This window comes from Streptomyces sp. NPDC002092, assembly GCF_053593775.1.
The window spans coordinates 245,596-270,553 of the sequence record NZ_JBSFDG010000003.1; the positions used below are offsets into that span (position 1 = coordinate 245,596).

Below are 24,958 nucleotides of genomic sequence, written 5' to 3' on the forward strand. Positions count from 1 at the left end.
GCCCGAAAGACATGGTCAGCAGCGAGTACGAGCGCAGGATCGCCGCCCGGTTCGCCACCTTCGACCAGGACGGCAACGGCTTCATCGACCGCGAGGACTTCAGCAGAGCGGCCAAGGCGCTGCTCGCCGAGTTCGCCGTCGCGGCCCGCTCCGACAAGGGCCAGGCGCTGTACGGCGGAGCCGAGGCGTTCTGGCAGGGCATGGCCGGCATAGCGGACCGGGACGGCGACCAGCGCATCGACCGCGAGGAGTTCGTGAACGGCGCGGTCAAGCGCCTGCGCGACAACCCCGAGCGGTTCGCCGAGATCGCCCGCCCCTTCCTGCACGCGGCCCTCGACCTCGCCGACACCGACGGCGACGGGGCCGCCACCGTCGAGGACACCGCGCGCGTGCTTCGGATCCTGGGGGTGGAGGAGAGCCTCGTCCACACCGTCGCTGCCGAGCTCGACACCGACGGCGACGGCAAGGTCGGTGAGGCGGAGATCGTCCCGGCGTTCGCCCGCTACTTCACCGTCCCCGAGTAGGGCCCTGCCGCTGGTCGACGCCCCGCCCGTAGCGGTCCCGCAACTGGTACTTGAGCACTTTCCGCAGGGTCTCGTTGCGCGGCAGGGCGTCCACCACCTCCAGCTGCTCCGGCAGCTTGTGCACCGACAGCCCTTCCGCGCGCAGATACGAGGTCACCGTTTCCAGGGTCAACTCCCCGGCGCCGTCCGGCTGTTCGATCACCGCGCACACCCGCTCCCCGCGCTCGGCGTCCGGCAGCCCGATCACCGCGACGTCCCCGACCGCCGGGTGGGCGGCCAGCAGGTCCTCGATCTCCTTCGCCGAGATGTTCTCGCCCTTGCGGATGATCACGTCCTTGAGCCGCCCGGTGAGGACGAGATGCCCGCTGTCCGTCACGAACCCCAGGTCACCGGTGCGCAGAAACCCCTCCCCGTCGAAGGCCTCAGCCGTCTGCGCCGGATCCAGATAGCCCTGGCACACGGCCTCCCCGCGCAGCCGCACCTCCCCGTCCACGATCCGTATCTCCATCCCCTCCGGCGGCCGCCCCTCCGTCGTCGCCAGGTTCTCCGCGGTGTCGTCCGGCGCCCCCATGGTGATCATCGGCACCTCGGTCATGCCGTACCCGTGGGTGAGCTGCACCCCCATCTCCCGTACGACGGAGTGGTACACCTCCGGCGGCTTCGGCGCCCCGCCGCCCGCGAGCAGCCGTAGCGAGGGAATGACCTTCCGGCCGGGCTGCTTGCGCTGCTCGGCCAGGAACATCGAGTAGAACGCCGTCGACCCGCCCGCCATCGTCACGCCGTGCCTGCGGTACGCCTCCAGCGCGCCCGGAAGCGCGAACTGCTCGAACATCACCGCCGGGAAGCCGTACAGCAGCAGCATCACCGTGTAGTCCGGCCCGGCGATATGGGCGTACGGGAAGGCCATCGAGCCCACGTCGTCCGCCGAGAGCCGCAGCGCGTGCGCGAGACAGGAGCCGCCCGCTATCAGCGAACGGTCCGTGTGCAGCACCCCCTTCGGGTCGGAGGTCGTCCCCGAGGTCCAGTAGATCCAGCGCACGGAGGTGCCCTCGGAGGGCGGCGGGGGCAGCACCCCCGGATCTCCGTCCGGCAGTTCGTCGTACGCCTCGAAGACCCCCTTCGCGCCGAGCCGCCGCGCCATCGCGGTGTGGTCGAAGCCCCGCCACTCACCGGGTACGGCGAAGAACTCGGCCCTCGACTCCCGCAGCGCGAAGCCGACCTCGCGGTCCCGGTAGAACGGGATGACCGGAGTCTGTACGGCACCCAGGCGGGCCAGCGCGAAGGACAGCAGGGCGGTCTCGATCCGGGTGGGCAGCTGCCAGGCGACCACCGTGCCGGGACGTACGCCCATGTCGTACAGACCGGCCGCGACGCGCTCGGCACGCGCGCGTAGCTCGCCGAAACTCAGCGAGCGGTCGTCCTGGAGGAGGACCGGCCGGTCGGGGGTGAGGTCGGCGCGGCGGGCGACCAGGTCCCAGAGGGTGCGGGATGCGCTCAGTGCGTGGGCGGTGTCGTTCACGGCGGCCCCCTCGTGGAGCTGACACGGAGCTGATGCAGGGCTGGTGCAGAGCTGACGGGCAGTCAGATAGTGCGCAGAGCGTAGGGCTCGGCGCCTTGTCGGTCCAGGGGTGCGGGACTGGCGTCTCTGATCAGCTGAGTGATCCTGCGTCAGACAGGTGTCCGGCACGGGTTCTGCCCATCGTGGAGGGGCGGCATGGGCGTGCAGGTGGAAGCCCGCGCCCAGCACTGCTCCTCGCGGCCGATGACGGCCGGTGGTGGGTCCGCTGATCGTCGTGACGCCCTGGTTCCGGTGAGCTGCGCGGGGCAGTCGAGTCCGGCCCGTGTGAGCGTGTCCCTCCGGACACTGTCCCGCCGGACCTGACGGTTCGGTGGGGGAGGGGGTCCGGCGTCGCCTGGAGGGAATGGTGGGCCAGGTGGCGAGCACTCCGGCGGTGAGGTCGGCGCGCCACTTCGCCGAGCGCAGTGTGCGTCCCGCGGCCTCCTGGGCCATCCGCAGGATGCGGTCGTTGATGCGGATGCCCTCGGGTGGGGTGACCGTCCAGCCGAGTCGGCGCTGCGCCATCCAGGCCTTCGACGGCAGACTGCGGCCTGTTGTGTCCTCTCCGCGGGCCAGGGCGCCTACATCGGCGGCGTTCCAATGCTCGGCGAGTAAATCGGCCACCATGTCGCAGACCAGATCGGCGGCCCAGCCCACTCGCTCCCTCAGCTTGGTTACGGGCAGCACCTCGCCCGTCTTCTCCACCATGCCCCCGCGCAGCAGAGCCTGAGCGCAGGCGGTGCGGGCGCTCTCGTCCACGGCAAGTTGCAGCCTCCGGCTCACCTGCTCCCCTCCCGCTCGTGACGCTGTCATCCGATCAACGACATCCCGAAGAAAAGGTCACATATTCGATCCTCGCGCTTACGTACGTCGCCGAGGTCGGCATGGGGCGCGTGACAGGGCGCCGATGGATGACGCATCACTTCCGATCCCAAAGGAAATGTGTGAACCTCCGCATAGAGCAGTACCTGACGGACCATCAGATCTGTGCATCAGGCGGAGGGGATCATGACCGAACTGCCCCGCATCATCAGCGTCGACGACCATGTGATCGAGCCCGCCCACCTCTTCGACACCTGGCTGCCGGAGAAGTACCGCGACCGGGGACCGCAGGCACTCACCGCGGGGATCGGCGAGCTCGCCTACATCGGCGGGAAGTACCGGATCACGATGGACCCGGAGGGCCAGCCGACCGACTGGTGGATCTACGAGGACCTGAAGTTCCCCTACAAGCGGAACATCGCGGCCGTCGGCTTCGACCGCGACGAGATGACCCTGGAGGGCATCACCCGGGAGGAGATGCGGCGCGGCTGCTGGGACCCCAAGGCCCGGCTGGAGGACATGGACCTGAACCACGTCGAGGCCAGCCTCTGCTTCCCCTCCTTCCCGCGCTTCTGCGGGCAGACCTTCGCCGAGGCGCACGACAAGGAGGTCGCGCTCGCCTGTGTGCGCGCCTACAACGACTGGATGGTCGAGGAGTGGTGCGGTGACAGCGGCGGCCGGCTCATCCCGCTCTGCCTGATCCCGCTGTGGGACGTGGAACTCGCGGTCGCGGAGATCCGGCGCAACGCCGCGCGCGGGGTGAGGGCGGTGACGTTCTCCGAGATCCCCACCTACCTGGGCCTGCCTTCCATCCACTCCGGGTACTGGGACCCGTTCTTCGCGGTCTGCCAGGAGACCGGGACGGTCGTCAACATGCACATCGGCAGCAGCTCCCAGATGCCCGCGGCCTCCCCTGACGCGCCCCCCGCCGTCCAGGCCTCGCTGAGCTTCAACAACGCCATGGCCTCGATGATGGACTACCTGTTCAGCGGGGTGCTGGTGAAGTTCCCGACCCTCAAACTCGCCTACTCCGAGGGCCAGATGGGCTGGATCCCGTACGCCCTGGAGCGTGCCGACGACGTGTGGGAGGAGCACCGCGCCTGGGGCGGGGTGCGGGACCTGGTCCCGGAGCCCCCGTCGACGTACTACTACCGGCAGATGTTCTGCTGCTTCTTCCGCGACAAGCACGGGGTCGCCTCACTGGACGTGGTGGGCCGGGACAACGCCACCTTCGAGACCGACTACCCGCACGTCGACTCGACCTTCCCGCACACCAAGGAGGTCGCCCTCGACCATGTGAAGGGCCTCGACGACGAGACGGTCTACAAGCTGATGCGCGGCAACGCGATCCGCATGCTGGACCTGGACCTCGACCGCTGATGGACCTGTCGTACACGGCCGAGGAGGAGGAGTTCCGGGCGCGGCTGCGGGAGTGGCTCGGCAAGGTGCTGCCGACGCTGCCCGCGAAGCCCTCCCCGGAGGACTGGCCCGGGCGCAGGGCGTACGACCTCGGGTGGCAGCGGATGCTGTACGACGCCGGATACGCCGACGTCCACTGGGACGGCACACCGAGCGTTCGCCTGATCTTCCTGGAGGAGACCGAGAAGGCGGGCGCCCCCTATGTGGGCGCGAACTTCGTCGGGCTGCTGCACGCCGGGCCGACCGTCGCCGCCGAGGGGACCGACGAGCAGCGGGCGCGCTGGCTGCCGCCGATCCTGCGCGGCGAGGAGGCCTGGTGCCAGGGCTTCAGCGAACCGGACGCCGGCTCCGACCTCGCGGCACTGCGCACGCGCGCGCGTAGGGACGGCGACGAGTACGTGGTGAGTGGGTCCAAGATCTGGACCTCGCACGCCGAAGTGGCCGACTGGTGCGAGCTGTTGGTCCGCACGGACCCGACGGCGCCGAAGCATCGCGGGATCACCTGGCTGGCCATGCCCATGTCCTTGCCGGGCGTCACCGTACGGCCGTTGCGGACCCTTGCCGGGTCGGCGGAGTTCGCGGAGGTGTTCCTCGACGACGTACGGGTGCCGGTCGCCAACCGGGTCGGGGACGAGAACGACGGCTGGCGCGTGACCATGGTGACGCTGTCCTTCGAGCGCGGTACGGCGTTCGTGGGCGAGGTGGTCGCCTGTCGGCGGGTGCTGGGCGAACTCGCCGCGGAGGCCAGGGCCAACGGCCGCTGGGACGACCCCGTGCTCCGGCGGCGTCTCGGGAGGCTGAATGCGGAGTTCCGGGGGCTGTGGCGGCTGATCCAGTGGAACGTGAGCGAGGCGGAGGCCTCCGGCGGTGTGCCGGGGGTTGGGGGTTCGGTTTTCAAACTGCGGTATTCGCATGCGCGGCAGGAGTTGTACGACGTTGCCGCCGAGGTCCTGGGGGCGGACTCCCTGGACTTGGACCGGCCCTGGGTGCTCGACCGGCTGTCGTCGCTTTCGTACACCATCGCGGCCGGTACCTCGCAGATTCAGCAGAACATCGTTGCCGAGCGGATCCTCGGGTTGCCGAAGGGGCGGTGAGCGGTGCGGTTTCAATTGACCGTGGAGCAGCGGGCTTTGCGGGACGCCGTGCGGGGTGTGATCGGTCGTGGGTCGTCTGCGGGTCGGTGGGGGCTGGTCGCGCAGTTTCCCGCGCCCCTAAACGGCGGTGCAGGCCCCGGTGCTTACCAGCCCCGTCTCGACCGGGTTCTGTGGCGCACTCTCGGAGAGCTGGGCTTTTTTTCTCTACGACTGCCCGAAGTGGACGGAGGGGCCGGACTCGGGCTGTCAGAGGCCGTGTTGGCGTTCGAGGAAGCCGGGCGGGCGTTGGTGCCCGGGCCGCTCGTGGCCACGCATCTCGCGGCCGGGGAGGTGCCCGGAGCCGCCACGGGGGAAGTTGTCGTGGCCGCCGCCGATGGGCGGCTCGTGGAGTGGCTGGACGAGGCCGACGTCGTGCGGTCCGGCGCCGAGGGGGCCGTACCGCTGCGGTCGGTGGACCCGTTGACGCCTCTGCACCGGGTGCCCGCACCGGCACCATCGGACCCCGTCGCAGACCTCCTCACCGCCGCGGAGCAGCTCGGTACGGCCACGCGCGTGTGCGAGCTGGCCGTGCAACACGCCCGGACCCGTGAGCAGTTCGGGCAGCCGATCGGGGCCTTCCAGGCGGTCAAGCATCTGTGTGCGCAGATGCTGGTGCGCACCGAACTGGCACGCGCCGCGATCTACGCGGCCGCCGTCACCGCCGACCGCAGTGACATCGCCGCGGCCCGGCTGCTTGCCGAGGAGGCCGCGGTGCGCGGTGCCCGCGACTGCCTCCAGGTGCACGGCGGCATGGGCTTCACCTGGGACTCCGAGGTGCATCTGCATCTGAAGCGGGCATGGGTGCGGGCGCAGCGTGGTGGCGGTGTCACGGAGAGTGAGGAGTTGCTCGCGGCTGATCTGGTGGCCTGAACGGCGCCGGCCTGGGATGTCACGGAAGCCGCGCTCGCGGATGTCGCGGATTGTGGCATACCGGAATTACGGAGCGTTGATATCGGGTTGTGTCCTACGCGTGACCCGTCACGTCCCGGAGTCGGCGTCCCGCTCCGGTACCTTCTGTGGGATGCGAGAGGCTGCGAGCATGAGCCGTACCGGTGTTGCCCCCGGGGTGATGCCGGAACTGGCCTGTTCGAGTCCCCGCAATGAGCGTCGCACAGTATGCCGCACGGGTACTCCTTCGCGCTGGAATATGCCCGAAGCGCTTGTTGGCGTGACTGTACGTCAACCATGCTGTCTCTTAAGGGATTCACGTTCCGTGACCCTTGCTCTGGGCTCTGCACTGGCCATTGTTCTGGTCATGCAGAAAATGGCTACGATCGTGGCCCTCGTTGCGGCGCGCGCGTGGCGCGAGGTCATGTGTCCGCCGGTTCGGATGGTGTGAGCGGTGCAGGTGCTTCAGGTGCAGCTGGAAGTCCGGCCCGACCCCGCTGAGGTGGGGCGAGCCCGGAGGTGGGCGCGTTCCCGCCTCGTCGGGTCCGGGATAGAGGCCGACGAGCCGCTCGCCGAGACGCTGATCCTGCTCGTCTCCGAACTGGTCACCAACGCCGTGGTGCACACCGGCTGTCCGGCCGTGCTGCGGCTCTCCCTGCCCGGTGTGGCCGCCGAATCGGCCACCGTCCGCCTCGAGGTGGCCGACACCAGCGACCGGGCCCCCGTGCCCCGGTGCGCCGACGGTGACGCGACCGGCGGCCGCGGCCTCGCCCTCGTCGACGGTCTCGCCGACCGCTGGGGCTGGAGCCCCGAGGGTGCGGGCAAGCGCATCTGGTGCGAACTCGACCGCTGTGCACAGACCCGGCAGACCGCACAGGCCTGTGTGGGCGGCGCAACGGCGTACGAGGGGCTGGCGTTCGAGGCGGTGTGACCGGCGCACGGGTGCGGAGGATCCGTCACCTCGGGGGCACGGTCGCAGAAACCGCTCTCACGCCCTGGCCGGCTGAGGCGATGCGCCGGGATGTGCTTCTGTGCGCGCCCACGACAAATTGGGCTTAAGTAATAAATCCCCGTACGGGTGTTGACGCATCGTGTCCGTTTGATCACGCTTGTGGTCAGCGATTCGCCGTGAGGGGACGACGAGGGCTTCGGTGACGGGAGCCCTCGACGAGTGCGGATCGTGATTCGGCGTCGGCTCCCTCAGGGCCAGGAGGAGCCGATGGGGGTCCTCCCGCTCGAGCGAAGTCGAGAGTGGGGAGGGTGCGCCGAGTCGGTCGGCGGCGCGTGGTGCCGTGCTCGGGGCGGGAGCACCGCGCCGCCGGTCGACGAACCTCACAGGACGGCGACGGGTGCCACCGGAGTCCCTGTCGCGCCGACGAAGGGCTCGGGCATCGCCGACAGCAGGAACGCGTATCTGCCAACTTCTCCACAGGCTGTGGACAACTCTTCGAGATTCCAGTTCTGTCCCTGCAGCATGCCCATCTCCACCAGGTCGAGCGCGTGTACGGGCAGCCACAGGTCCTCGATCTCGGGCGGGAAGATCTCGAACGTGAGGGTGTCGTTCGCGACGGCGGCGACATCACGCGTGTGGAACCACTCCGGGGTGCGGATCGACAGACCCGGCGAGGGGTAGCCGTACGCGTGCCTGTCCCCGGCGAGACAGACCTGGATCTGTCCGGTCCGTACGAGCACGACATCGCCGGCACGCACGCGCGTACCGGCCATTTCCTCGGCGGCCTCCAGGTCTTCGGGGGTGACCGCGTGCCCGCCCTCCAGCCGGTCGACGCCACGCGCGCGTGCCACATCCAGCAGCACCCCGCGCGAGACGACGTGCCGCGCCTTGTCGATGCCGCTGAACTCGGCGCCGCCGTGCGCGGTGACGGTGCCGGCCGGGCGGCCGTTGTAGAGCCGGCCGGAGTGCGAGACATGGGGCAGCGCGTCCCAGTGAGTGGCGGCCTGCAGCCCCATGGTCACGGCGTCGTCGCTGCACGCCACCGACCCCGGGCCGAACAGCTCCTGGTTGATCTGCACCATCGCGTGCAGCGGATTGACCCGCCCCGGGATCATCCCGGTCTGCACGCCGTCCTGCTGCAGGGGCAGCGCGAGGGGAATGCGGCGGCCCGTGCGGACGGTCGCGGCGGCCTCGCGGACGACCTCGTCGGTGATCAGGTTGAGGGTGCCGATCTCGTCGTCGGCGCCCCAACGGCCCCAGTTGTTCACGCGCTTGGCGATCTCGGCGAACTCCGCGGGCATCGACATCGGCTCTCCCCGGGGCTTGTCTCCAGGTATCTGACGGGTCATAAAATCTAACGGTCCGTCAGAAATCGCGGGAAGGGGCCGGACGTGGGGAACTTCTTGGCAGGCAAGGTCGTCGCCGTGACGGGTGCCGGACGGGGCATCGGCCGTGCGGTGGCGCTGGCCGCGGCGGCCGAGGGGGCGAAGGTCGTCGTCAACGACTACGGGGTCGCCGTCGACGGGGCCTCGCCCACCAGCGCGGTCGCCGAGGGCGTCGTCAAGGAGATCGAGGCGGCGGGCGGGGACGCCGTCGCGGTGGCCGACGACGTGTCCACGATGGCCGGCGGGCAGCGGGTGGTCGACGTCGCGGTCTCGTCGTACGGGCGGCTCGACGGGGTGGTGTGCGTCGCCGGGATCCTGCGTGAGCGGATGCTGTTCAACATGTCCGAGGAGGAGTGGGACCCGGTCGTGGCCACCCATCTGAAGGGCACGTTCACCGTGTTCCGGGCGGCCTCGGCGGTGATGCGGGGGCAGCGGGCGGGCACCCTGATCGGGTTCACCAGCGGCAACCACCAGGGCTCGGTCTCGCAGGCGAACTACAGCGCGGCCAAGGGCGGGATCATCTCGCTGGTCCGGAGCGCTGCGCTGGGTCTGCACAAGTACGGGGTGAGTGCCAATGCGGTGGCGCCCGTTGCGCGTACGCGGATGTCGGCGAACGTTCCCATGGAGCTGACGGAGATCGGGGAGCCGGAGGATGTGGCCGCCCTGGTGGTGTACCTGCTGTCCGACCGGGCGAAGGAGCAGGGGATCACCGGGCAGGTGTACACGATCGCGGGGCCGAAGCTGGCGGTCTGGGCTCAGCCGCGGGAGCTTCGCTCGGCGTATGCCGAGGGTTCTTGGACGCCTGAGCGGGTTGCGGAGGTTTTGCCGGGAGCGGTGGGGGTGGACCCGATGCCGATGCTTGAGCGGTTGGCTGCGATGGAGAAAGCCGCTGCGCGGGGCGACAGGCCGAACGCCTGAGAGCTCGGGGGAGCTCGTGGTTTGGCGGGTGCGGGTTGTTGGTGGCTTGTCGCGCAGTTCCCCGCGCCCCTGGGGAAGTGACCCTGAACGGCGCTGAGAGGAGACCCGTGGACTTTGCATTCACCGCAGACGATGAGGCGTTTCGGACGGAAGCCCAGGCGTGGCTCTCCGAGCATGCCGAACCTGCGCAGGATCGTCGTGCCTGGGAACGCACCCTCGGTAAGGCGGGGTGGATAGGGCTCGGGTGGTCCGAAGGGGGATATGGCAATCGGAGCGCCTCGCTCACCCAGCAAGTCGTCTGGGCCGAGGAGTATGCGCGGTCGGGGGCGCCTGCGCGGTCGGGGCACATAGGGGAGAAGCTCCTGGCGCCCACCCTCCTCGCCCATGGAACGGAAGAGCAGAAGGCCCGCTTCCTTCCCCCGGTTGCCGCTGGTGACGAGCTCTGGTGTCAGGGGTACAGCGAGCCCGGTGCCGGGTCCGATCTGGCGGGGGTTCGGACCGCTGCCGTGCGGGACGGGGCGGGGTATCGGATCAGCGGGCAGAAGATCTGGACCTCGCTGGCGCACGAGGCCGACTGGTGCTTCGTGCTGGCACGGACCGAACCCGGGTCCCGGCGGCACCATGGGCTGACCTTTCTCCTCGTTCCCATGGACCAGCCGGGGCTGATCGAGGTGCGGCCCATCCGGCAGCTGACCGGGACCAGCGACTTCAACGAGGTCTTCTTCGACGGGGCACGCGCGCGCGTGGAGCACGTCGTAGGGGGTGAAGGGGGCGGGTGGAAGGTCGCGATGAGTCTGCTGGGGTTCGAGCGGGGGGTTTCCACGCTGGCCCAGCAGATCGGGTTCGCGGGGGAGCTGGGGCGGGTGGTGGCGGCTGCCGTCGAGACGGGCGCGGTCGCCGATCCCGTCGTACGGGAACGGCTGGTGCGGCAGTGGGCCGGGCTGCGGGCCATGCGGTGGAACGCGCTGCGGACGCTGGGGGGTTTTGGAGATGCCGGGGCTTCCAGCGTGGCCAAGTTGTTGTGGGGCGGCTGGCATCAGCGGCTCGGGGAGCTGGCGATGCAGGTGCGCGGGGCCGCGGCGGGGGTCGGGCCGGTGGACTGGTCGCCGACGGCGCCGTACGAACTGGACTCGTTGCAGCAGCTGTTCCTGTTCTCCCGGGCCGACACGATCTACGGCGGTTCGGACCAGGTCCAGCGCACGATCATCGCCGAGCGTGTGCTCGGCCTGCCCAGGGAGCCCAAGGGGGTCTTCTGATGCGCGGTGTGGTGTTCGACGGCAAGCGGCTCGAGGTCGTGGACGACCTGGAGGTGCGGGAGCCGGGGCCGGGGGAGGTGCAGGTAGCCATCTCGGCAGCCGGGTTGTGCCACAGCGATCTGTCTGTGGTGGACGGGACCATACCTTTCCCCGTTCCCGTGGTGCTCGGGCATGAGGGGGCGGGGGTGGTGGAGGCCGTCGGCGCCGGGGTCACGCATGTGGGGGTGGGTGATCATGTCGCACTGTCCACGCTGGCCAACTGCGGTACGTGCGCGGAGTGCGACCGGGGGCGGCCGACGATGTGCCGGCAGGCGATCGGACGTCCCGGGCAGCCGTTCCTGCAGGGCGGGCGGCCGGTCTACCAGTTCGCCTCCAACTCGGCGTTCGCGGAACGCACTGTGGTGAAGGCGGTGCAGGCGGTCCGGATTCCCCAGGACATTCCCCTGCCGGCCGCCGCACTGATCGGGTGCGGGGTGCTGACCGGGGTGGGCGCCGTGCTCAACCGGGCGAGGGTCGACCGGGGGGACAGCGTGCTGGTCATCGGCACCGGCGGCATCGGGCTCAACGTCATCCAGGGCGCGCGGATCGCGGGCGCCCTGCGGATCGTCGCCGTCGACGCGAACCCGGCGAAGGAGGCGGTGGCCCGGCAGTTCGGGGCGACGCACTTCCTGACGTCGACGGACGGCGTGAAGGAGATCCTGCCCACGGGGGCCGACCACGCCTTCGAGTGCGTCGGGCGGGTGGAACTGATCCGGCAGGCGATCGACCTGCTCGACCGGCATGGCCAGGCCGTGCTGCTGGGCGTGCCCGCGGCGACCGCGGAGGCCTCCTTCCTCGTCTCCTCCATGTACCTCGACAAGTCCATCCTGGGCTGCCGGTACGGCTCTTCGCGCCCGCAGCGGGACATCGCGCTCTACGCCGACCTGTACCGCGAAGGACGGCTGCTGCTGGACGAGCTGGTGACCGGGACCTACCCGATCGAGGACTTCGAGAAGGCGAAGGCGGACGCGGAGGCGGGGCGGGTGGCCAGAGGGGTGCTCACCTTCTAGCTGCTCACCTTCATGCTCACCTTCTGGTTCCGGCTGCTCACCTCCGGGTTTTGGCTGCTCGCCTTCTTGCCGGTCAGCGCCCCGGCGCGGAAGGTACGGCGATACGCGGTGGGCGTGACGCCGAGGACCGTCTGCAGGTGCTGTCGCATCGACTGTGCCGTACCGAAGCCCGCCTCCTGGGCCACCTGGTCGACGGACAGGTCGGTCGACTCCAGGAGGTGCCGTGCCCGCTCCACGCGTTGCTGGGTGAGCCACTGGCCGGGGCTGACGCCGGCCTCCTCGCGGAAACGGCGGGTGAAGGTGCGTACCGACATGGACTCCTGCGCGGCCATGTCGCGGAGCTGGATCGGCTCGTGCAGGCGGCCCAGGGCCCAGGCGCGGGCACCCGTCGTGGTCGCCAACTGCGGTTCGGGCAAGGGACGTTGGATGTACTGTGCCTGGCCGCCGTCACGGTGGGGTGGTACGACGGTGCGGCGGGCGATCTCGTTGGCGACGGCGGTGCCGTGGTCGCGGCGCACCATGTGCAGGCACAGGTCGAGGCCGGCCGCGACGCCGGCCGAGGTCAGGATGTCGCCGTCGTCGATGAACAGCACGTTCGGGTCGACGTCGATCTTCGGGAAGAGGCGCTGCAGCTGGTCGGTCTCCGCCCAGTGGGTGGTCGCGGGGCGGCCGTCGAGGTAGCCGGCCGCGGCGAGCACGAACACACCGGTGCAGATGGAGGCGAGCCGGGTGCCGGGCCGGATGTGGGCGAGAGCCGCGGCCAGCTCCTCGGTCAGGACGCCCTCCTCGAAGACCGGGCCGAGTTCGTACGACGCCGGGACGATGACCGTGTCGGCGGTGGCCAGGGCCTCCGGGCCGTTCTCGATCTGGATGGCGAAGTCGGCGTCGGTCTCCACCGGGCCCGGTGGCCGGATCGAGCAGGTCACGACCTCGTACAGATGCCGTCCCCGGGCGTCCTTGGGGCGGCCGAAGATGCGGTGCGGGATACCCAGCTCGAAGGGGAGCAGGCCGTCCAGGGCGAGGACGACCACGCGGTGCGGGCGGAACTCCGGGTCTGCCGGCTCACTGCTCATGGCCCGATCCTAGCGAACGCTGTCCTTCGGGCCAGTGGATGCGCTCGGTTCCGGCCTGGATGCTCTATGTCGTGACCCAGACAACCGAACCCGCAGCAGTCGGAACGGCCCCCGAGTCCGGCCGTTCCCCTCGCACCCGCATCCACCGGGCGTGGTTCGTCGCCGCCGTCACCTTCGTGACGATCATCGGCGCGGCCGCCTTCCGTTCGCTTCCCGGCCTGCTCATCGACCCGCTGCACCAGGAGTTCGGCTGGTCACGCGGCACCATCGGTGCCGCGGTCTCCGTGAACCTCGCGCTGTACGGACTCACCGCCCCGTTCGCGGCGGCGCTGATGGACCGCTTCGGCATCCGCAAGGTCGTGGCCGTGGCCCTGACCGTGATCGCGGTCGGCTCGGGCCTGACGGTGTGGATGACGGCCGCCTGGCAGCTCCTGCTGTGCTGGGGGCTGCTGGTCGGTCTGGGCTCCGGGTCGATGGCGCTCGCCTTCGCCGCGACCGTGACCAACCGCTGGTTCACCGAGCGCCGCGGCCTGGTCACGGGCATCCTCACCGCCGCCTCGGCCTCCGGCCAGCTGATCTTCCTGCCGCTGCTGTCCTGGATCGTCCAGCACCACAACTGGCGTCCGGCGGCCGTCACGGTGGCCCTCGCCGCCCTGGCGGTCGTCCCCTTCGTCTGGCTGCTGCTGCGCGACCACCCGGCGGACGTGGGCCTCAAGCCGTACGGCGGCAAGGAGTTCGTGCCGAAGCCGGAGCCCGCGGTGGGGGCCGCCCGCCGGGCAGTGAACGTCCTGTTCTCGGCGTCCCGCACCGGCACCTTCTGGCTGCTGGCCGGCACCTTCGCGATCTGCGGCGCCTCCACCAACGGCCTGATCCAGACCCACTTCGTGCCCGCCGCCCACGACCACGGCATGCCCGTCACGGCGGCGGCCTCCCTGCTCGCGGTCATCGGCGTCTTCGACGTGGCCGGCACGATCGCCTCCGGCTGGTTCACCGACCGCTTCGAACCGCGCCGGCTGCTGGCGGTCTACTACGCCCTGCGCGGCATCAGCCTGCTCTTCCTGCCGATGCTCCTGGCCCCGTCGGTCCACCCTCCGATGCTGTTCTTCATCGTCTTCTACGGCCTCGACTGGGTCGCCACCGTCCCGCCGACCGTCGCCCTGTGCCGCGAGCAGTACGGCGAGGACAGCGCGATCGTCTTCGGCTGGGTCCTCGCCTCCCACCAGGTCGGCGCCGCACTCGTGGCCTTCCTCGGGGGCGTCGCGCGTGACGTCTTCGGCTCGTACGACATGGTCTGGTACGCCTCCGGCGCACTGTGCGCGGTGGCGGCGCTGATGGCGCTGGTGATCCGGCGCAGGCCGGCCGCTCCCGCGGTGGCGGCGGTCTGAGTGGCGAGCTGAGCCTGTGCGCCGTCCAACGCCTCCAGGGCTGCCGCTGCTGTGAGGACGTCGTCCCCATACCGGGTGCCCAGGACGAGCCCTGGGTACCCACGGCAGCGTCGTACGGCCTGGGGACCTTCGTGGTCGACCCCCTGCCGCCCTCCTCCGAAACCCCGCACCCCCCGCCTAGCTCCGTCGAGCGTCAGCCGCCGCCCAATCGGCCGAACCGCCCCCGATGAAAGACCAGCGGTCCGTCGGGGGTCTCACCCGCGCCGAGGGCGTCCACCCGCCCCACCACGATCAGATGGTCGCCCCCCGTGTGCACCGCGTGGATCGTGCAGTCGATCCACGCGAGCGTGCCGGTCAGGCGCGGTGAACCGGAGACCGGTGCCGCGTCGTACACGATCCCCGCGAACTTGTCCGCGCCGCTCACCGCGAAGCCCCGGCACAGCTCGCCCTGGTGGGCGCCGAGGACGTTGACGCAGAAGACGCCCGCGCGGGCGATACGCGGCCAGGTGGTCGACGTGCGGCCGACCATGAAGGCGACCAGCGGCGGGTCGAGGGAGAGGGACGAGAAGGACTGGCAGGCGAAGCCGGCCGGAGTGGACTCGCCGTCGGCGGCGGGTGCGGTGACGACGGTGACACCCGTCGCGAAGCTGCCCAGCACCCGCCGGAACTCGGCCTGGTCGACCGGTGCGCGCTCGTCCTCGCCGACGCACCGCAGCTCCGGGCGCGGCAGCGCTTCTACGGGGGCCGGGGTGCCGGCCGACCTGAGGTAGCGGACGGCGGCGGCGGCCGCCCCTGCGTGTCCCATCACCCCTCCATTGAAGCTGACGGTTCGTCAGATGGGAAGGTCAGCGGCCCTTGAACTCGGGGCTTCTGCGCTCCACGAAGCTCCGTACGCCTTCCTGGGCGTCCTCGGTCGTCATGTTGATCTCCTGGGCGGCCGCCTCGGCGGCGAAGGCGGTCGCTCGGCCGGCGTCCAGGGAGGCGTTGACCAGCTGTTTGGTCAGGGCGAGGGCGCGGGTGGGGCCGTTGGCCAGGCGGGACGCCCACTCGCGAGCCGTCTTGTCCAGTTCGGCGTCCGGGACGACCCGGTTGACCAGGCCCAGGCGTTCGGCGTCGGTCGCGGACAGCGCGTCGCCGAAGAACGTCAGCTCCTTGGCGCGGTGCGGGCCGATCAGGCGGGGAAGGAGGTACGCCCCGCCGCCGTCCGGGACCAGTCCTCGCCGTACGAACACCTCGATGAACCTGGCCGACTCCGCGGCCAGTACGAGATCGCAGGCGAGGGCGAGATGGGCGCCGAGGCCGGCCGCCGTGCCGTTCACCGCCGCGATCACCGGTTTCTCGCAGTCCAGGACCGCGGCGATCAGACGCTGGGCGCCCAGGCGCAGGACGCGGGCCACGTCGCCGGCGACCCGCTCACCGGCGCCCGAGCCGCCCCGCAGATCGGCTCCCGCGCAGAATCCACGCCCGGTTCCGGTGATGACGACGGCTCGTACCTCCGGGTCCGCGGAGGCGTCGCCGAGCAGTCGGATGATGCGTTCACGCTGGTCAGGAGTGATGGCGTTGAGGGCTTCGGGGCGGTTGAGCGTGATGCGGCAGACCTGGTTGTCAGTGGCGTGCTGTACCAATGACTCAGTGGAAATTTCCGGCTCGGAACTCTTCGCGCCAGTAGAGCCGGTACGGGGGGAATCAGGCATGTTCATCTCATTACGCATGTTCATCTCAGCGGCACACCGCCAGCGCGTCCAGCGCCACGGCTCCCTGCCCCCTGGGCAGCACCATCAGCGGGTTGATGTCGAGTTCCGCGAGCTCGTCCCCGAGTTCCATCGCCATGCGCTGCACCCGCAGGACGACTTCGACGAGCGCGTCGAGGTCGGCCGGGGGGCGCCCCCGGACCCCGTCGAGCAGAGCCCGCCCGCGCAGGTCACAGAGCATGTCCCGGGCCTGCTCCTCGCCGAAGGGCGGCACGCGCACGGCGACGTCGTGCAGCACCTCCACCAGCACCCCGCCGAGCCCGACGGTCACGGTCGGCCCGAACAGCTCGTCGTGCGTGACGCCGACGACCATCTCCACACCCCGCTCGACCATCTGGCACACCAGGACACCGTCCAGGGACACGCCCTCGTAGCGCGCGATGTCGGTCAGCTCCCGGTAGGCGTCCCGGACCTGGCTGGCGGAGGTGAGCTCGATCTTGACCAGCCCCAGCTCGGTCTTGTGGGCGATCTGCCCGCCGGACGCCTTCATCACCACCGGGTAGCCCACCTGGCCCGCCGCGCGTACGGCCGCTGCCGCACTGGTCACCAACTGCTCGCGCGGCACGCGGATCCCGTACGCCCGAAGCAGCTGTTTCGCGGCGTGTTCACTGAGCTGTTTGCCCGGGCGCATCAGTGCCTGCGCCTTGCGGAAGGAGGGCGAGGTGGTGCGGGGGGCCTCGTCGAAGGGGGAGCGGTAGCCGGTGGTGAAGCGGTGGTGGTCGAGGTAGGCGCGGACGGCGGTGATGCAGTTCGCGACGGTGCGGAAGGTGGCCACCCGGGTGGAGCCGAGGAGGACCTCGCGGTAGGCCGGCTCGGTGCCGACCGGAGAGCCCCACACGACGCAGACCAGCTTGTCCGTCCGCTCGGCCGCGTCCACCAGATCCTGGACGAGCTTGTCGCTGAGGGGAGGGAAGGGGCCGGTGATCGGGCAGATCAGGACGCCCACCTCGGGGTCGTCCAGGATCGCGTCGATGATCTTCCGGCCGCGCCGGTCGCCGACCGGATGCCCGCCGTTGTCGACCGGGTTGGCCACGCTCAGGTAGCCCGGTATCCACTGGTGCAGCTCGGCCTGCTTGGCCGGCGAGAGGACCGGCAGCTTCAGCCCCGCCTCGGTCGCCAGGTCGGCGAAGTGCGCGCCCGTGCCGCCCGAGATCGAATACACGACGACGCCCTCCGCCTGCGGCGGCCGGGCCCGCGCCAACAGGGCGGCGGTGTCCTGGAGTTCGTCGAGCCCGTCCACCCGGATCACGCCGAACTGCCGCATCGCCGCGTCCACCACCGTGTCCGCGCCGGTCAGCTTGCCGGTGTGCGAGGCGGCTGTGCGGGCGCCCGTCTCGGTGCGGCCCACCTTGACGGCGACGACCGGCACCCCGCGCCGTGCGGCCCGGTCGGCGGCGAGCAGGAAGGACCGGCCGTCCTTCAGCCCCTCGACGTAGCAGGCGATGGCGCCGACCTCGGGCCGCTCGGCGAAGTAGGAGATGAAGTCAGCGGTCTCCAGGTCGGCCTCGTTGCCGGTGGGCGCCCAGTGGGAGAGCCGGATGCCGAGTTCCTGGAGGGCGAAGACGGGCCGGCCCTGGTGGCCTGACTGGGTGATGAGCGCGATGGCCGGTCCGTCGAGGTCGTCCCGGAACCGCTCGAAGGCGTTGAGGTTGGTGTTGGGCCCGAGCAGCCGCATCCCGGAGCGCCGTACGGCCCCCGCCAGACGCTGCTGCGCGGCCGCACCCTCCGCACCGGTCTCCGCGAACCCGGAGGCGAAGACCACCGCGAACTTCACCTTGGCCTCGGCCAGCTCCTCGAGCACCGGAAGAGGCTCGGCGATCAGCAGTACGGCGAGATCGACCTGCTCGGGCAGGTCGGCGACGGAAGGGGAGCAGGGTATGCCGAAGACCGACGGGCGGCTCGGGTGGACGGGGTGCAGCCGCGCCCCGACCCGTTCCGCCCAGGCCACCAGCTGCCGGGTGATACCGGTGTTGGGCCGCCCCTCGGTGTCCGAGGCGCCGATCACGGCGACGGTCTCGGGCCGGAAGAACCGGTCCAGATCGGGTACGTCGGCGTACAGGGGCAGGCCGCTGACGTCGAGGTCGTCGGCCTCGGCGGGCCTGCCGTGGACGGCGGGCCCGGGTTGCTCGCCACAGGCGATGACCCGGGCCCGGCGGGAGTCGGTGGTGAGGGTGCCGTGGGTTGATCCAAGCATCGGTCCGCCCGCTCCTCTGAGAGACAGCCAATAACTGACGCTCTGTCAGATTACTGAACTGACGCCATGTCAGGAACGGGCGTGCACGCAAAGTTGAAGGGGCACTCAAGGCCGGACGGGAAGCCGATCGATCCCGGCGGGCCGCCTCACAGCTCCGCGAGCACCTCCTTGGCCACCCGTTCCCCCGACCGCACGGCCCCGTCCATGTACCCGTTCCAGTACGTGGAGGTCTCGGTGCCCGCCCAGTGGATGCCGCCGACCGGCTTGCGCAGGGCGGCCCCGTACTCGGTCAGGACGCCGGGCGGGGCGTAGGCGACCGGGCCGCCCCGGGAGAAGCCCTCGTTGTCCCAGCGCTGCAGCACGAAGGAGGTGGGCGACTTGGCCTTGTCGCCGAAGTAGTTGACGTAGTCCGTGAGTACGGCGGCCTTCACCTCGGCGACGCTCGACGCGTCGTAGGCCCGCATCTCGTCGGCCTCGATGAAGCCCATCAGGGCGCCGTAGGAGGCGTCGGGCGGTGAGTTGTCGAACGTCGAGCGGACCACGCCGGAGTCGCTGACGACCTGGCCGTTGAGGCCGTCGGCCCGCCAGAAGGGGGTGTCGTAGACCGCGATCGCCTTGCCGATCGAGCCCATCGGCAGCCGCTGGCTCAGCTGGTCGCGCCAGGCCGGCAGCAGCGGGTCGAAGGCGATGCGCGCGGCCAGCGGCGGCGGTACGGCGACGACGACCTTCCTGGCCGTCACCGTCGCCCCGTCCGCGGTCACCACGTACTTGCCGCCCGACTGCGCGATCGACCGCACCGGCGCGCTCAGCAAGACCCGGTCGCCGAGCGTGGCGGCCAGCTTGATCGGCACCTGCTGGGAGCCGCCGACGAAGCGGGACTCCTGGGCGCCGTTCGCGGTGTCGGTGAGGCGCTCCAGGGTGCCGGCATGGGACTCGTTGCCGGCGGCGGCGATGTAGAAGAGCACGAAGAGAAGGGAGAGTTCACGGGGCTGGGCCGAGAAGATCGAGGTGCAGGCCACGTCCAGCAGGAACTTGGCGGACGGGATGACCGCGTTGGCGTTGAGCCAGCTCTCGAAGGTCTGCTTGTCCCACTCGGCGGCCTTCGCGGCCGTCCAGGGCGCGTCGACCGGCACCTGCTTGGCCATGTCGTCCAGCGACGCCTGCACGATCGCCGCGTTCGCGAGGCCGGCCGCGTCGACGGGCGGGACCGAGCCGAGGATGCCGTCGGTGGCGTACGGGGTCCTGGTGCCGTCCTTGTAGAGGAGGTTCTTGCCGGTGTTGTAGGTGGTGAAGGTCGCCACGCCCAGGGAGTCGGCGAGGGCCTTGATGCGGTCCTGGGTGGGGCCGATGAACTCGCCGCCGCCCTCGGAGAATCCGCCGTTGGCCAGGGGCAGGTTGACGACCCGGCCGCCCACGCGGTCGCGGGCCTCCAGGACGGCCACCGTCCTGCCGGCGGCCACCAGGTCACGGGCCGCCGTCAGTCCGGCGAGCCCGCCGCCCACTACGGCGACGTCCACGTCCCGCGTGGTCGCGGCGGAGGCCGTACCGGCGGCGGTGGCGGTGAGGGTGACGGCTCCTGCAGCGGCGGCGGCACCGCCGAGCAGGGAGCGTCGGGAGAGGGCTTGCGGGTGGTGCTGTCTTTCGCGTGCCACGTGCGTCCTCCGTGTGGAGAGAGTGTGGAGCCAGAAAGTGAGCGGTGTTCACATTCTGGCCCCAAGCGGAGGCACGCTTCAACGCTCCCGTCACATCTGACTCACGCGTAACGAGAGTTCCAGGGAGGGGAGTTGAGGGTCTTGGAGGGGGTTGGGGGCTTCGATGTCACCCGGCAGGATCAGACGGGCAGGATCAGAGGGGCGGGATCAGAGAGGCGGGATCAGCCAGGCAGACAGGATCAGACGGGCAGGCGGGACAGCGCGTCCCCGCCGTTCTTCACGATGGTCTTCGCGATCTTCTCGGAGTCCATCGCCACCTCGCGGAGGGTGCCGCTGATGGGGGTGGTGAAGCCGGTGAAGTACAGGCCGGAGGCGTGCTGCGGGGTGCGGGCGCCGTGTGCCACGGGTCTGCCCCGCGTGTCGAGCACGTCGAGGTGACCGACGAGGCCTTCCAGGGCGCGGACGTACCCCGTGGCGGCGACGACCGCCTCCGGGGAGACGCGGGTGCCGTCGGCGAGGACGACCTTGCCGTCCTCGAAGCTGTCGACGGCGGCGACGACCTCGACCCGCCCCTTGCGGACGGCGTCGATGAGGCCGACGTCCTGCACCGGGATGGCGCCCTCCTTGGCCCGGCTGTACAGCCCGGTGTCGGGGCGGGGCAGCCCCTGCGCGGAGAGATCGGGGACGCTCAGCTTCGCCATCGGCCGCGCGAGCCGGTCGACCAGCCCGGTCGGCAGCCGCCGTACCAGCACGCCCGTGTACTGGGCGGCCCATCCGGCGGTCGAGCGCCGCACGATGTGCGGAGCCGTCCGCACCGAAAGCCGCACCCGCGAGGCGCCCCCCTCCACCAGGTCCACGGCGATCTCGGCGCCGGTGTTGCCGACGCCCACGACGAGGACGTCACGGCCGGCGTAGGGGGCGGGGTTGCGGTACTCGCCGGCGTGCAGGAACTCGCCGGTGTAGGCGTCGAGGCCGGGCCAGTCGGGGACATACGGCGTGTGGTTGTAGCCGGTGGCGACGACGACCGCGGCGCCGGTCAGTTCGCGGCCGCCCGTGGCGTGCAGCAACCAGCCCTCGCCGTCGGGTGTGCGCTCGACGCGGGAGACCTCGACGCCGGTGACGATCTCCAGCGCGTGCACCTCGGCGTACTTCTCCAGGTACCGCACCACGTCGTCCCGGGCCACCCACCGCCCGAACCGGCGCGGGATCGGCAGCCCGGGCAGGGCCGAGAGGCGGCGGGTGGTGTGCAGATGGAGACGGTCGTAGTGCCGCCGCCAGGCCGCACCCACACTGCCGGACTTCTCCAGGACGACGGCACGTATGCCCCGGGCCCGCAGCGCATACGCGACGGAGAGCCCGGCCGGGCCGCCGCCGATGACGTAGACGGGGCGCCCCGAGGGGCTCGCGGGCGGTGTGGAGTCGTCCATGTGCGCGAGCGTAATCACGCACCGGGTTGATGGGTCTCGGTCAAGAGGGGAATTGGTTGCGGATTGATCACGGGTGTAGGAGTAGTGGGTGGGGCTTGTGGCGTAGGCCACCTGGTTGTGGCTGTACGGCGATCAGTCCCACCCTCAGCCCCCTACTTGCCCTTGTCCTGACCCGTGCCCTTGTGGCCCGTCACCTTGGCGATCCACTTGATGAAGTCGCCGGGATCGGTGTTCGCGCCATGGCCCTGGTCCCAGTAGTAGAGGTGGTCGACCTCGTCGCCGAGGCCCGCCGCGGCTGCGGCGAGGTTGGCGGAGATGACGTGCGAGGTGTCGGAGTCGTTGGTGCCGAGGCGGATCCACCAGTGCTTCGAGCGCCGCCCGTTGACCTTTTCCACGAGGTGGTACATCGGGTTCATCAGGCGCAGCTTCTCGGGGATGTCCGCGGCGACGCGCTTGGTGCTGAGCCCTGTGGTGTCGTTCTTGGCGCTGTAGGCGGTGAAATGACGGTTCTCGGTCGTCCCCGCGCCGAAGAGGTTGTTCTCGCCGGCGGACAGGTCGAAGGCGTCGAAGGCCGGGGTGGTCTTCTTGCGGGCGCCCACGTGGGTGAGGAAGTCGGCCCAGGTGAAGGCGGCCTTGCCGCCGGACCAGGTGATGAAGTTGTTCTTCGTGAGGTAGGCCGTCCGGTCCGAGTCCGACAGGTCGGTCAGGTACTTCGTCGCCGACGGCTCCAGGTACTGCTTGACCAGGTACTCGTCGTAGTTGCGGGCGGTGAGCGCGCCGAAGCCGGAGCCCTTCGGTCCGTGCAGCCGCAACTTCGCCTGGTACTCGGCGAACTGGGCCTTGAGCTCCTTCGACACCGTCTGGTCGACCACCTTGCCGGTGGACTGGGTGACGTTGGTGCCCCAGTTCCACTCGTAGGCGCCGTCGGCGTGCTCCAGGTCGGTGATCGGGCACCAGGCGCCGACTGCGAAGATCGCGTCGGAGGCGTCGGCGGCGCCGAGTTCCCGGAGGTACTTCTCGTAGAGCCGGCTGTCGCCGGACGCGCCGAGGAGAGAGGACAGGGCGCCACCCGCACTCGTACCCGCCGAGACGATCCGGTCGACGTTCCCCGGTATCCGCCCCTTGTTGGACTTCACGTACCGCACGGCCGCCTTGAGGTCGACGATCGCGGCCGGGGCGGTGCCGTAGTACTCGCCGGAGGAGTTCTTGAGGGTACGGCCGCGGGCGCCGGGCTCGATCACGACGTACCCGGCGGCCAGGGCCAGCAGCTGGTTGGAGGCCGTGGCGCCGCCGGTGGCGTTGGTGCTGCCGTTCGCGTTGGGGGCGGAGGCGCTGGGTGCGGCACTCCCGCTGGGTGCGCCGCTGGGCATGCCACCGCCGCCGCCCATTCCCCCGGCGCCCACCCCGGTGGCGTCCGCCACGGAGGACGGCATGTAGCCGCCGATGGAATTCGCGAACAGGATCGGCGCGTCCGTCGGGTCGACCGCCTTGCCGTCGATCTCGACAGGGGCGCTGACGATCAGCGACTGGTATGTGGCGTCCACCGGCTTGGCGACGTACGTGATGGCCTTCCAGAAGTGGTACGTCACGGAGTGGTCGTTGCCGTCGGTGTCCGTGACGGTCGTCATGAGCTTGGTGTAGCCGCTCGGGTCGAAGACCAGCGAGCCCGAGGAGGACGCGGACGACGCGGACGACGACGAGTCGCCTGACGCCTGGGCGCTGAGGGTGATGCCCCCGGCCGCCGCGACGCCGGCGGTCGCGCCGATGCCCATCACAACGGTCCTGCGCTTGACTGCCCTGTGCTTCACGGTTCGACTCCCTCGAAGGTTCTGGGCTTGCGTTTGTGACGCTAGTGGGAGTGGCGACAAAATTGCCAACAATCTGCGGGCATTCATGGGCACCCCACAGCTTCGTGGCGGGCGCACAGGCGGCTTCCCGGATCCGAATATCTGACGTACCGTCAGATTCATGGATGCGATCTGGCTCACGGGCGCGGAATGGCTGGCCGTGCTGCGCATAGGACTCGGGCTGTGGTGGCTGGAAAGCTGGCGGCACAAGGACCGGAAGGCCTGGTTCGAGCGCGGGACCGGGATCGCGTGGGCGGCGGGCATCGCGGCGAAGCACCGCTGGAACGCCGTGCGGTCGGGCTTCGAGGTCATGGTGGCGCCGCGGCCGCGGACGATGGCGTACGTCGTGGTGTACGCGGAGCTGGCGATCGGGCTGGGGCTGGTGGCCGGATTGCTGAGCCCGGTCGCGCTGGTGGGGGGACTGCTCCTGAACGGCCTCTACTTCACGCTCATGATCCACGACGTGGCCGAGCAGGGGCAGAACTCGATGATGGCGCTGATGTCGGTGGTCGCGCTGTTCGGGATGTCGTGGCAGACGTGGTCGCTGGACAGCGCGCTGGGGCTGTTCTGATGGCCGGCCGTGGTGCGGGTCCTGATGTGACCGGCTCCGAGGCGATCGGCGCCGAGCCGGGCCGCCCTCGGTTCGACGTACCGGAGGTCGACGCCTTCACCCGGACCTACTGGGACGCGGCCGCCGAGGGCAGGCTGCTGATCCGCCGCTGCGGGGCGTGCGGGCGGGCCCACCACTACCCGCGCGAGTTCTGCCCGTACTGCTGGAGCGAGGACGTGCGGTGGGAGCGGGCGAGTGGCCGCGCGGTGCTCTACACCTGGTCGGTCGTCCACCGCAATGACCTGCCGCCCTTCGGGGAGCGGACGCCGTACGTGGCCGCGGTCGTCGACCTGGCGGAGGGGCCGCGGATGATGACGGAGGTGGTGGGGTGCGGGGCGGGCGAGCTCCGGGCCGGGGCCGAGCTGGAGGTGACTTTCCGGGAAAGAACGCCGGTATTCCGGCCGCGCGCATGAGGCGTACGGGTTTGAATGGGCTGATGACCTCTGTCGACGCGCAGCAGCACATGGACCCGCCTGACTCGTCCTCGTCCTCGCCTTCGTCGTCCTCGCCTTCGTCTTCGTCGTCCTCCTTTCCTGATCTGTACGGTCACGGCCTCCGTCTGCGCCCGTGGGACGCGGACTCGGAGGCCGATGTCGCGGCCTGGTTGCACGGGCTCACGGACCCGGAGTTCCGGCGCTGGAACACACCGCTCAAGCAGGTCGACGACCTCGCCGGCGCGCGCGAGTCGCTGCGGGGCAAGGCGCTGGCCTCGGCGGACGGTTCGGGGGCGTCGTACTGCGTGACGGACGCGTCGAGCGGTGCGGTGCTGGGGCACGTCGGTGTCAACATGATCGACCTCGTCCAGAGCGTTGCCCGCGTCGGATACTGGGTGCTGCCCGAGGCCCGGGGGCAGGGGGTGGCCACCCGCGCTCTGGCCGTGGCCGCCCGCTGGGCGCTGACCGACCTCCGGATACACCGGCTGGAGCTCGGCCATGCGCTCGGCCATGAGGCGTCGTGCCGTATCGCCGAGCGGTGCGGGTTCCGTTACGAGGGGACGCTGCGGGGCGCGATGTGGGAGGCGGGGAGGCAGGACGCGTTCCGGGACGTGCATCTGCACGGGCGGATCGCCACGGACCCGGAGCCGCAGCTCCCTTAATTCGCGCGCGCCGGGCTCA

21 protein-coding genes are annotated in these 24,958 nt (G+C 70.5%); 12 read left to right on the forward strand and 9 right to left on the reverse strand.

The genetic code is table 11. The features are described from left to right. Positions 1-11: 11 nt before the first annotated feature. Positions 12-524 (forward strand): EF-hand domain-containing protein, encoded by a 513-nt coding sequence (locus tag ACWCRD_RS08595; RefSeq protein WP_450965179.1) that lies wholly within the window; start codon positions 12-14, stop codon positions 522-524. Here ACWCRD_RS08595 and ACWCRD_RS08600 read toward each other — a convergent pair. Continuing rightward, positions 508-2,043, reverse strand: coding sequence for a class I adenylate-forming enzyme family protein (locus ACWCRD_RS08600; protein WP_450965180.1), 1,536 nt, complete (start codon positions 2,041-2,043; stop codon positions 508-510). The genes ACWCRD_RS08595 and ACWCRD_RS08600 overlap by 17 nt on opposite strands. Positions 2,044-3,090: 1,047 nt before the next feature. Between ACWCRD_RS08600 and ACWCRD_RS08605 the strand changes: the two genes are divergently transcribed. The 4 genes from ACWCRD_RS08605 (at position 3,091) to ACWCRD_RS08620 (ending at position 7,275) form a co-directional block, all read left to right on the forward strand. Then, positions 3,091-4,284, forward strand: a complete 1,194-nt coding sequence (locus ACWCRD_RS08605) for an amidohydrolase family protein (RefSeq protein WP_450965181.1) — start codon at positions 3,091-3,093, stop codon at positions 4,282-4,284. Next, a complete protein-coding gene (locus ACWCRD_RS08610) occupies positions 4,284-5,417 on the forward strand; it encodes an acyl-CoA dehydrogenase family protein (protein ID WP_450965182.1) in 1,134 nt (377 codons plus the stop codon). Before ACWCRD_RS08605 ends, ACWCRD_RS08610 begins: the two co-directional genes overlap by 1 nt. A gap of 3 nt (positions 5,418-5,420) precedes the next feature. Further along, positions 5,421-6,326, forward strand: coding sequence for an acyl-CoA dehydrogenase family protein (locus ACWCRD_RS08615; protein ID WP_450965183.1), 906 nt, complete (start codon positions 5,421-5,423; stop codon positions 6,324-6,326). A gap of 487 nt (positions 6,327-6,813) precedes the next feature. Further along, entirely contained in the window at positions 6,814-7,275 is a 462-nt protein-coding gene (locus tag ACWCRD_RS08620; protein WP_450965417.1) for an ATP-binding protein, read from the forward strand. A gap of 401 nt (positions 7,276-7,676) precedes the next feature. Here ACWCRD_RS08620 and ACWCRD_RS08625 read toward each other — a convergent pair whose 3' ends face one another. Further along, positions 7,677-8,603 (reverse strand): cyclase family protein, encoded by a 927-nt coding sequence (locus tag ACWCRD_RS08625; protein ID WP_450965184.1) that lies wholly within the window; start codon positions 8,601-8,603, stop codon positions 7,677-7,679. Between the two features lie 84 nt (positions 8,604-8,687). Here ACWCRD_RS08625 and ACWCRD_RS08630 point away from each other — a divergent pair, with 84 nt between their 5' ends. The 3 genes from ACWCRD_RS08630 (at position 8,688) to ACWCRD_RS08640 (ending at position 11,904) form a co-directional block, all read left to right on the forward strand. Beyond that, the gene (locus tag ACWCRD_RS08630; RefSeq protein ID WP_450965185.1) at positions 8,688-9,599 is read left to right on the forward strand and encodes an SDR family NAD(P)-dependent oxidoreductase; all 912 of its coding nucleotides are present in this window, start codon (positions 8,688-8,690) and stop codon (positions 9,597-9,599) included. 107 nt (positions 9,600-9,706) lie between these two features. Continuing rightward, positions 9,707-10,855 carry an acyl-CoA dehydrogenase family protein gene (locus ACWCRD_RS08635; protein ID WP_450965186.1) on the forward strand — a complete coding sequence of 383 codons (1,149 nt, stop codon included), beginning with the start codon at positions 9,707-9,709 and terminating at the stop codon, positions 10,853-10,855. Next, the gene (locus ACWCRD_RS08640) at positions 10,855-11,904 is read left to right on the forward strand and encodes a Zn-dependent alcohol dehydrogenase (protein ID WP_450965187.1); all 1,050 of its coding nucleotides are present in this window, start codon (positions 10,855-10,857) and stop codon (positions 11,902-11,904) included. The genes ACWCRD_RS08635 and ACWCRD_RS08640 overlap by 1 nt, the downstream gene beginning before the upstream one ends. On the opposite strand, the gene ACWCRD_RS08645 is transcribed toward ACWCRD_RS08640, so the two are convergent. Next, on the reverse strand, positions 11,901-12,977 hold the full coding sequence (locus ACWCRD_RS08645) for a GlxA family transcriptional regulator (protein ID WP_450965188.1): 1,077 nt from the start codon (positions 12,975-12,977) through the stop codon (positions 11,901-11,903). The two genes, ACWCRD_RS08640 and ACWCRD_RS08645, sit on opposite strands and share 4 nt — an antisense overlap. Before the next feature lie 71 nt (positions 12,978-13,048). Between ACWCRD_RS08645 and ACWCRD_RS08650 the strand changes: the two genes are divergently transcribed. Continuing rightward, entirely contained in the window at positions 13,049-14,362 is a 1,314-nt protein-coding gene (locus ACWCRD_RS08650; protein ID WP_450965189.1) for an MFS transporter, read from the forward strand. 193 nt (positions 14,363-14,555) lie between these two features. Here the strand turns inward: ACWCRD_RS08650 and ACWCRD_RS08655 are convergent, their stop codons facing one another. From ACWCRD_RS08655 to ACWCRD_RS08680, 6 genes are all read right to left on the reverse strand, one after another. Next, the gene (locus tag ACWCRD_RS08655; RefSeq protein WP_450965190.1) at positions 14,556-15,167 is read right to left on the reverse strand and encodes a flavin reductase family protein; all 612 of its coding nucleotides are present in this window, start codon (positions 15,165-15,167) and stop codon (positions 14,556-14,558) included. Positions 15,168-15,207: 40 nt separating this feature from the next. Then, entirely contained in the window at positions 15,208-16,056 is an 849-nt protein-coding gene (locus tag ACWCRD_RS08660) for an enoyl-CoA hydratase/isomerase family protein (RefSeq protein WP_450965191.1), read from the reverse strand. Positions 16,057-16,081: 25 nt separating this feature from the next. Continuing rightward, positions 16,082-18,307, reverse strand: a complete 2,226-nt coding sequence (locus tag ACWCRD_RS08665) for an acetate--CoA ligase family protein (protein ID WP_450965192.1) — start codon at positions 18,305-18,307, stop codon at positions 16,082-16,084. A 146-nt stretch (positions 18,308-18,453) separates the two neighbouring features. Then, positions 18,454-19,959, reverse strand: coding sequence for a flavin monoamine oxidase family protein (locus ACWCRD_RS08670; RefSeq protein WP_450965193.1), 1,506 nt, complete (start codon positions 19,957-19,959; stop codon positions 18,454-18,456). A 239-nt stretch (positions 19,960-20,198) separates the two neighbouring features. Beyond that, the gene (locus ACWCRD_RS08675) at positions 20,199-21,386 is read right to left on the reverse strand and encodes a flavin-containing monooxygenase (protein WP_450965194.1); all 1,188 of its coding nucleotides are present in this window, start codon (positions 21,384-21,386) and stop codon (positions 20,199-20,201) included. A 152-nt stretch (positions 21,387-21,538) separates the two neighbouring features. Then, entirely contained in the window at positions 21,539-23,158 is a 1,620-nt protein-coding gene (locus tag ACWCRD_RS08680; protein ID WP_450965418.1) for a subtype B tannase, read from the reverse strand. Between the two features lie 196 nt (positions 23,159-23,354). On the opposite strand from ACWCRD_RS08680, the gene ACWCRD_RS08685 reads away from it, so the two are divergent. Genes ACWCRD_RS08685 through ACWCRD_RS08695 form a run of 3 tightly spaced genes read left to right on the forward strand, consistent with a single transcriptional unit; the run spans position 23,355 to position 24,939 of the window. Then, positions 23,355-23,804 (forward strand): DoxX family protein, encoded by a 450-nt coding sequence (locus ACWCRD_RS08685; RefSeq protein WP_450965195.1) that lies wholly within the window; start codon positions 23,355-23,357, stop codon positions 23,802-23,804. Further along, the gene (locus ACWCRD_RS08690) at positions 23,804-24,256 is read left to right on the forward strand and encodes a Zn-ribbon domain-containing OB-fold protein (RefSeq protein WP_450965196.1); all 453 of its coding nucleotides are present in this window, start codon (positions 23,804-23,806) and stop codon (positions 24,254-24,256) included. Before ACWCRD_RS08685 ends, ACWCRD_RS08690 begins: the two co-directional genes overlap by 1 nt. A 23-nt stretch (positions 24,257-24,279) precedes the next feature. Beyond that, positions 24,280-24,939 carry a GNAT family N-acetyltransferase gene (locus ACWCRD_RS08695; protein ID WP_450965197.1) on the forward strand — a complete coding sequence of 220 codons (660 nt, stop codon included), beginning with the start codon at positions 24,280-24,282 and terminating at the stop codon, positions 24,937-24,939. Positions 24,940-24,958 lie beyond the last annotated feature (19 nt).

Coding starts and splice junctions, on each gene's coding strand:
- ACWCRD_RS08675 (WP_450965194.1), bottom strand. CDS start 21,386: ATGGACGACTCCACACCGCCCGCGAGCCCCTCGGGGCGCCCCGTCTAC.
- ACWCRD_RS08685 (WP_450965195.1), top strand. CDS start 23,355: ATGGATGCGATCTGGCTCACGGGCGCGGAATGGCTGGCCGTGCTGCGC.
- ACWCRD_RS08640 (WP_450965187.1), top strand. CDS start 10,855: ATGCGCGGTGTGGTGTTCGACGGCAAGCGGCTCGAGGTCGTGGACGAC.
- ACWCRD_RS08690 (WP_450965196.1), top strand. CDS start 23,804: ATGGCCGGCCGTGGTGCGGGTCCTGATGTGACCGGCTCCGAGGCGATC.
- ACWCRD_RS08645 (WP_450965188.1), bottom strand. CDS start 12,977: ATGAGCAGTGAGCCGGCAGACCCGGAGTTCCGCCCGCACCGCGTGGTC.
- ACWCRD_RS08665 (WP_450965192.1), bottom strand. CDS start 18,307: ATGCTTGGATCAACCCACGGCACCCTCACCACCGACTCCCGCCGGGCC.
- ACWCRD_RS08605 (WP_450965181.1), top strand. CDS start 3,091: ATGACCGAACTGCCCCGCATCATCAGCGTCGACGACCATGTGATCGAG.
- ACWCRD_RS08695 (WP_450965197.1), top strand. CDS start 24,280: ATGACCTCTGTCGACGCGCAGCAGCACATGGACCCGCCTGACTCGTCC.
- ACWCRD_RS08610 (WP_450965182.1), top strand. CDS start 4,284: ATGGACCTGTCGTACACGGCCGAGGAGGAGGAGTTCCGGGCGCGGCTG.
- ACWCRD_RS08660 (WP_450965191.1), bottom strand. CDS start 16,056: ATGCCTGATTCCCCCCGTACCGGCTCTACTGGCGCGAAGAGTTCCGAG.
- ACWCRD_RS08680 (WP_450965418.1), bottom strand. CDS start 23,158: ATGGGCATCGGCGCGACCGCCGGCGTCGCGGCGGCCGGGGGCATCACC.
- ACWCRD_RS08595 (WP_450965179.1), top strand. CDS start 12: ATGGTCAGCAGCGAGTACGAGCGCAGGATCGCCGCCCGGTTCGCCACC.
- ACWCRD_RS08625 (WP_450965184.1), bottom strand. CDS start 8,603: ATGTCGATGCCCGCGGAGTTCGCCGAGATCGCCAAGCGCGTGAACAAC.
- ACWCRD_RS08655 (WP_450965190.1), bottom strand. CDS start 15,167: ATGGGACACGCAGGGGCGGCCGCCGCCGCCGTCCGCTACCTCAGGTCG.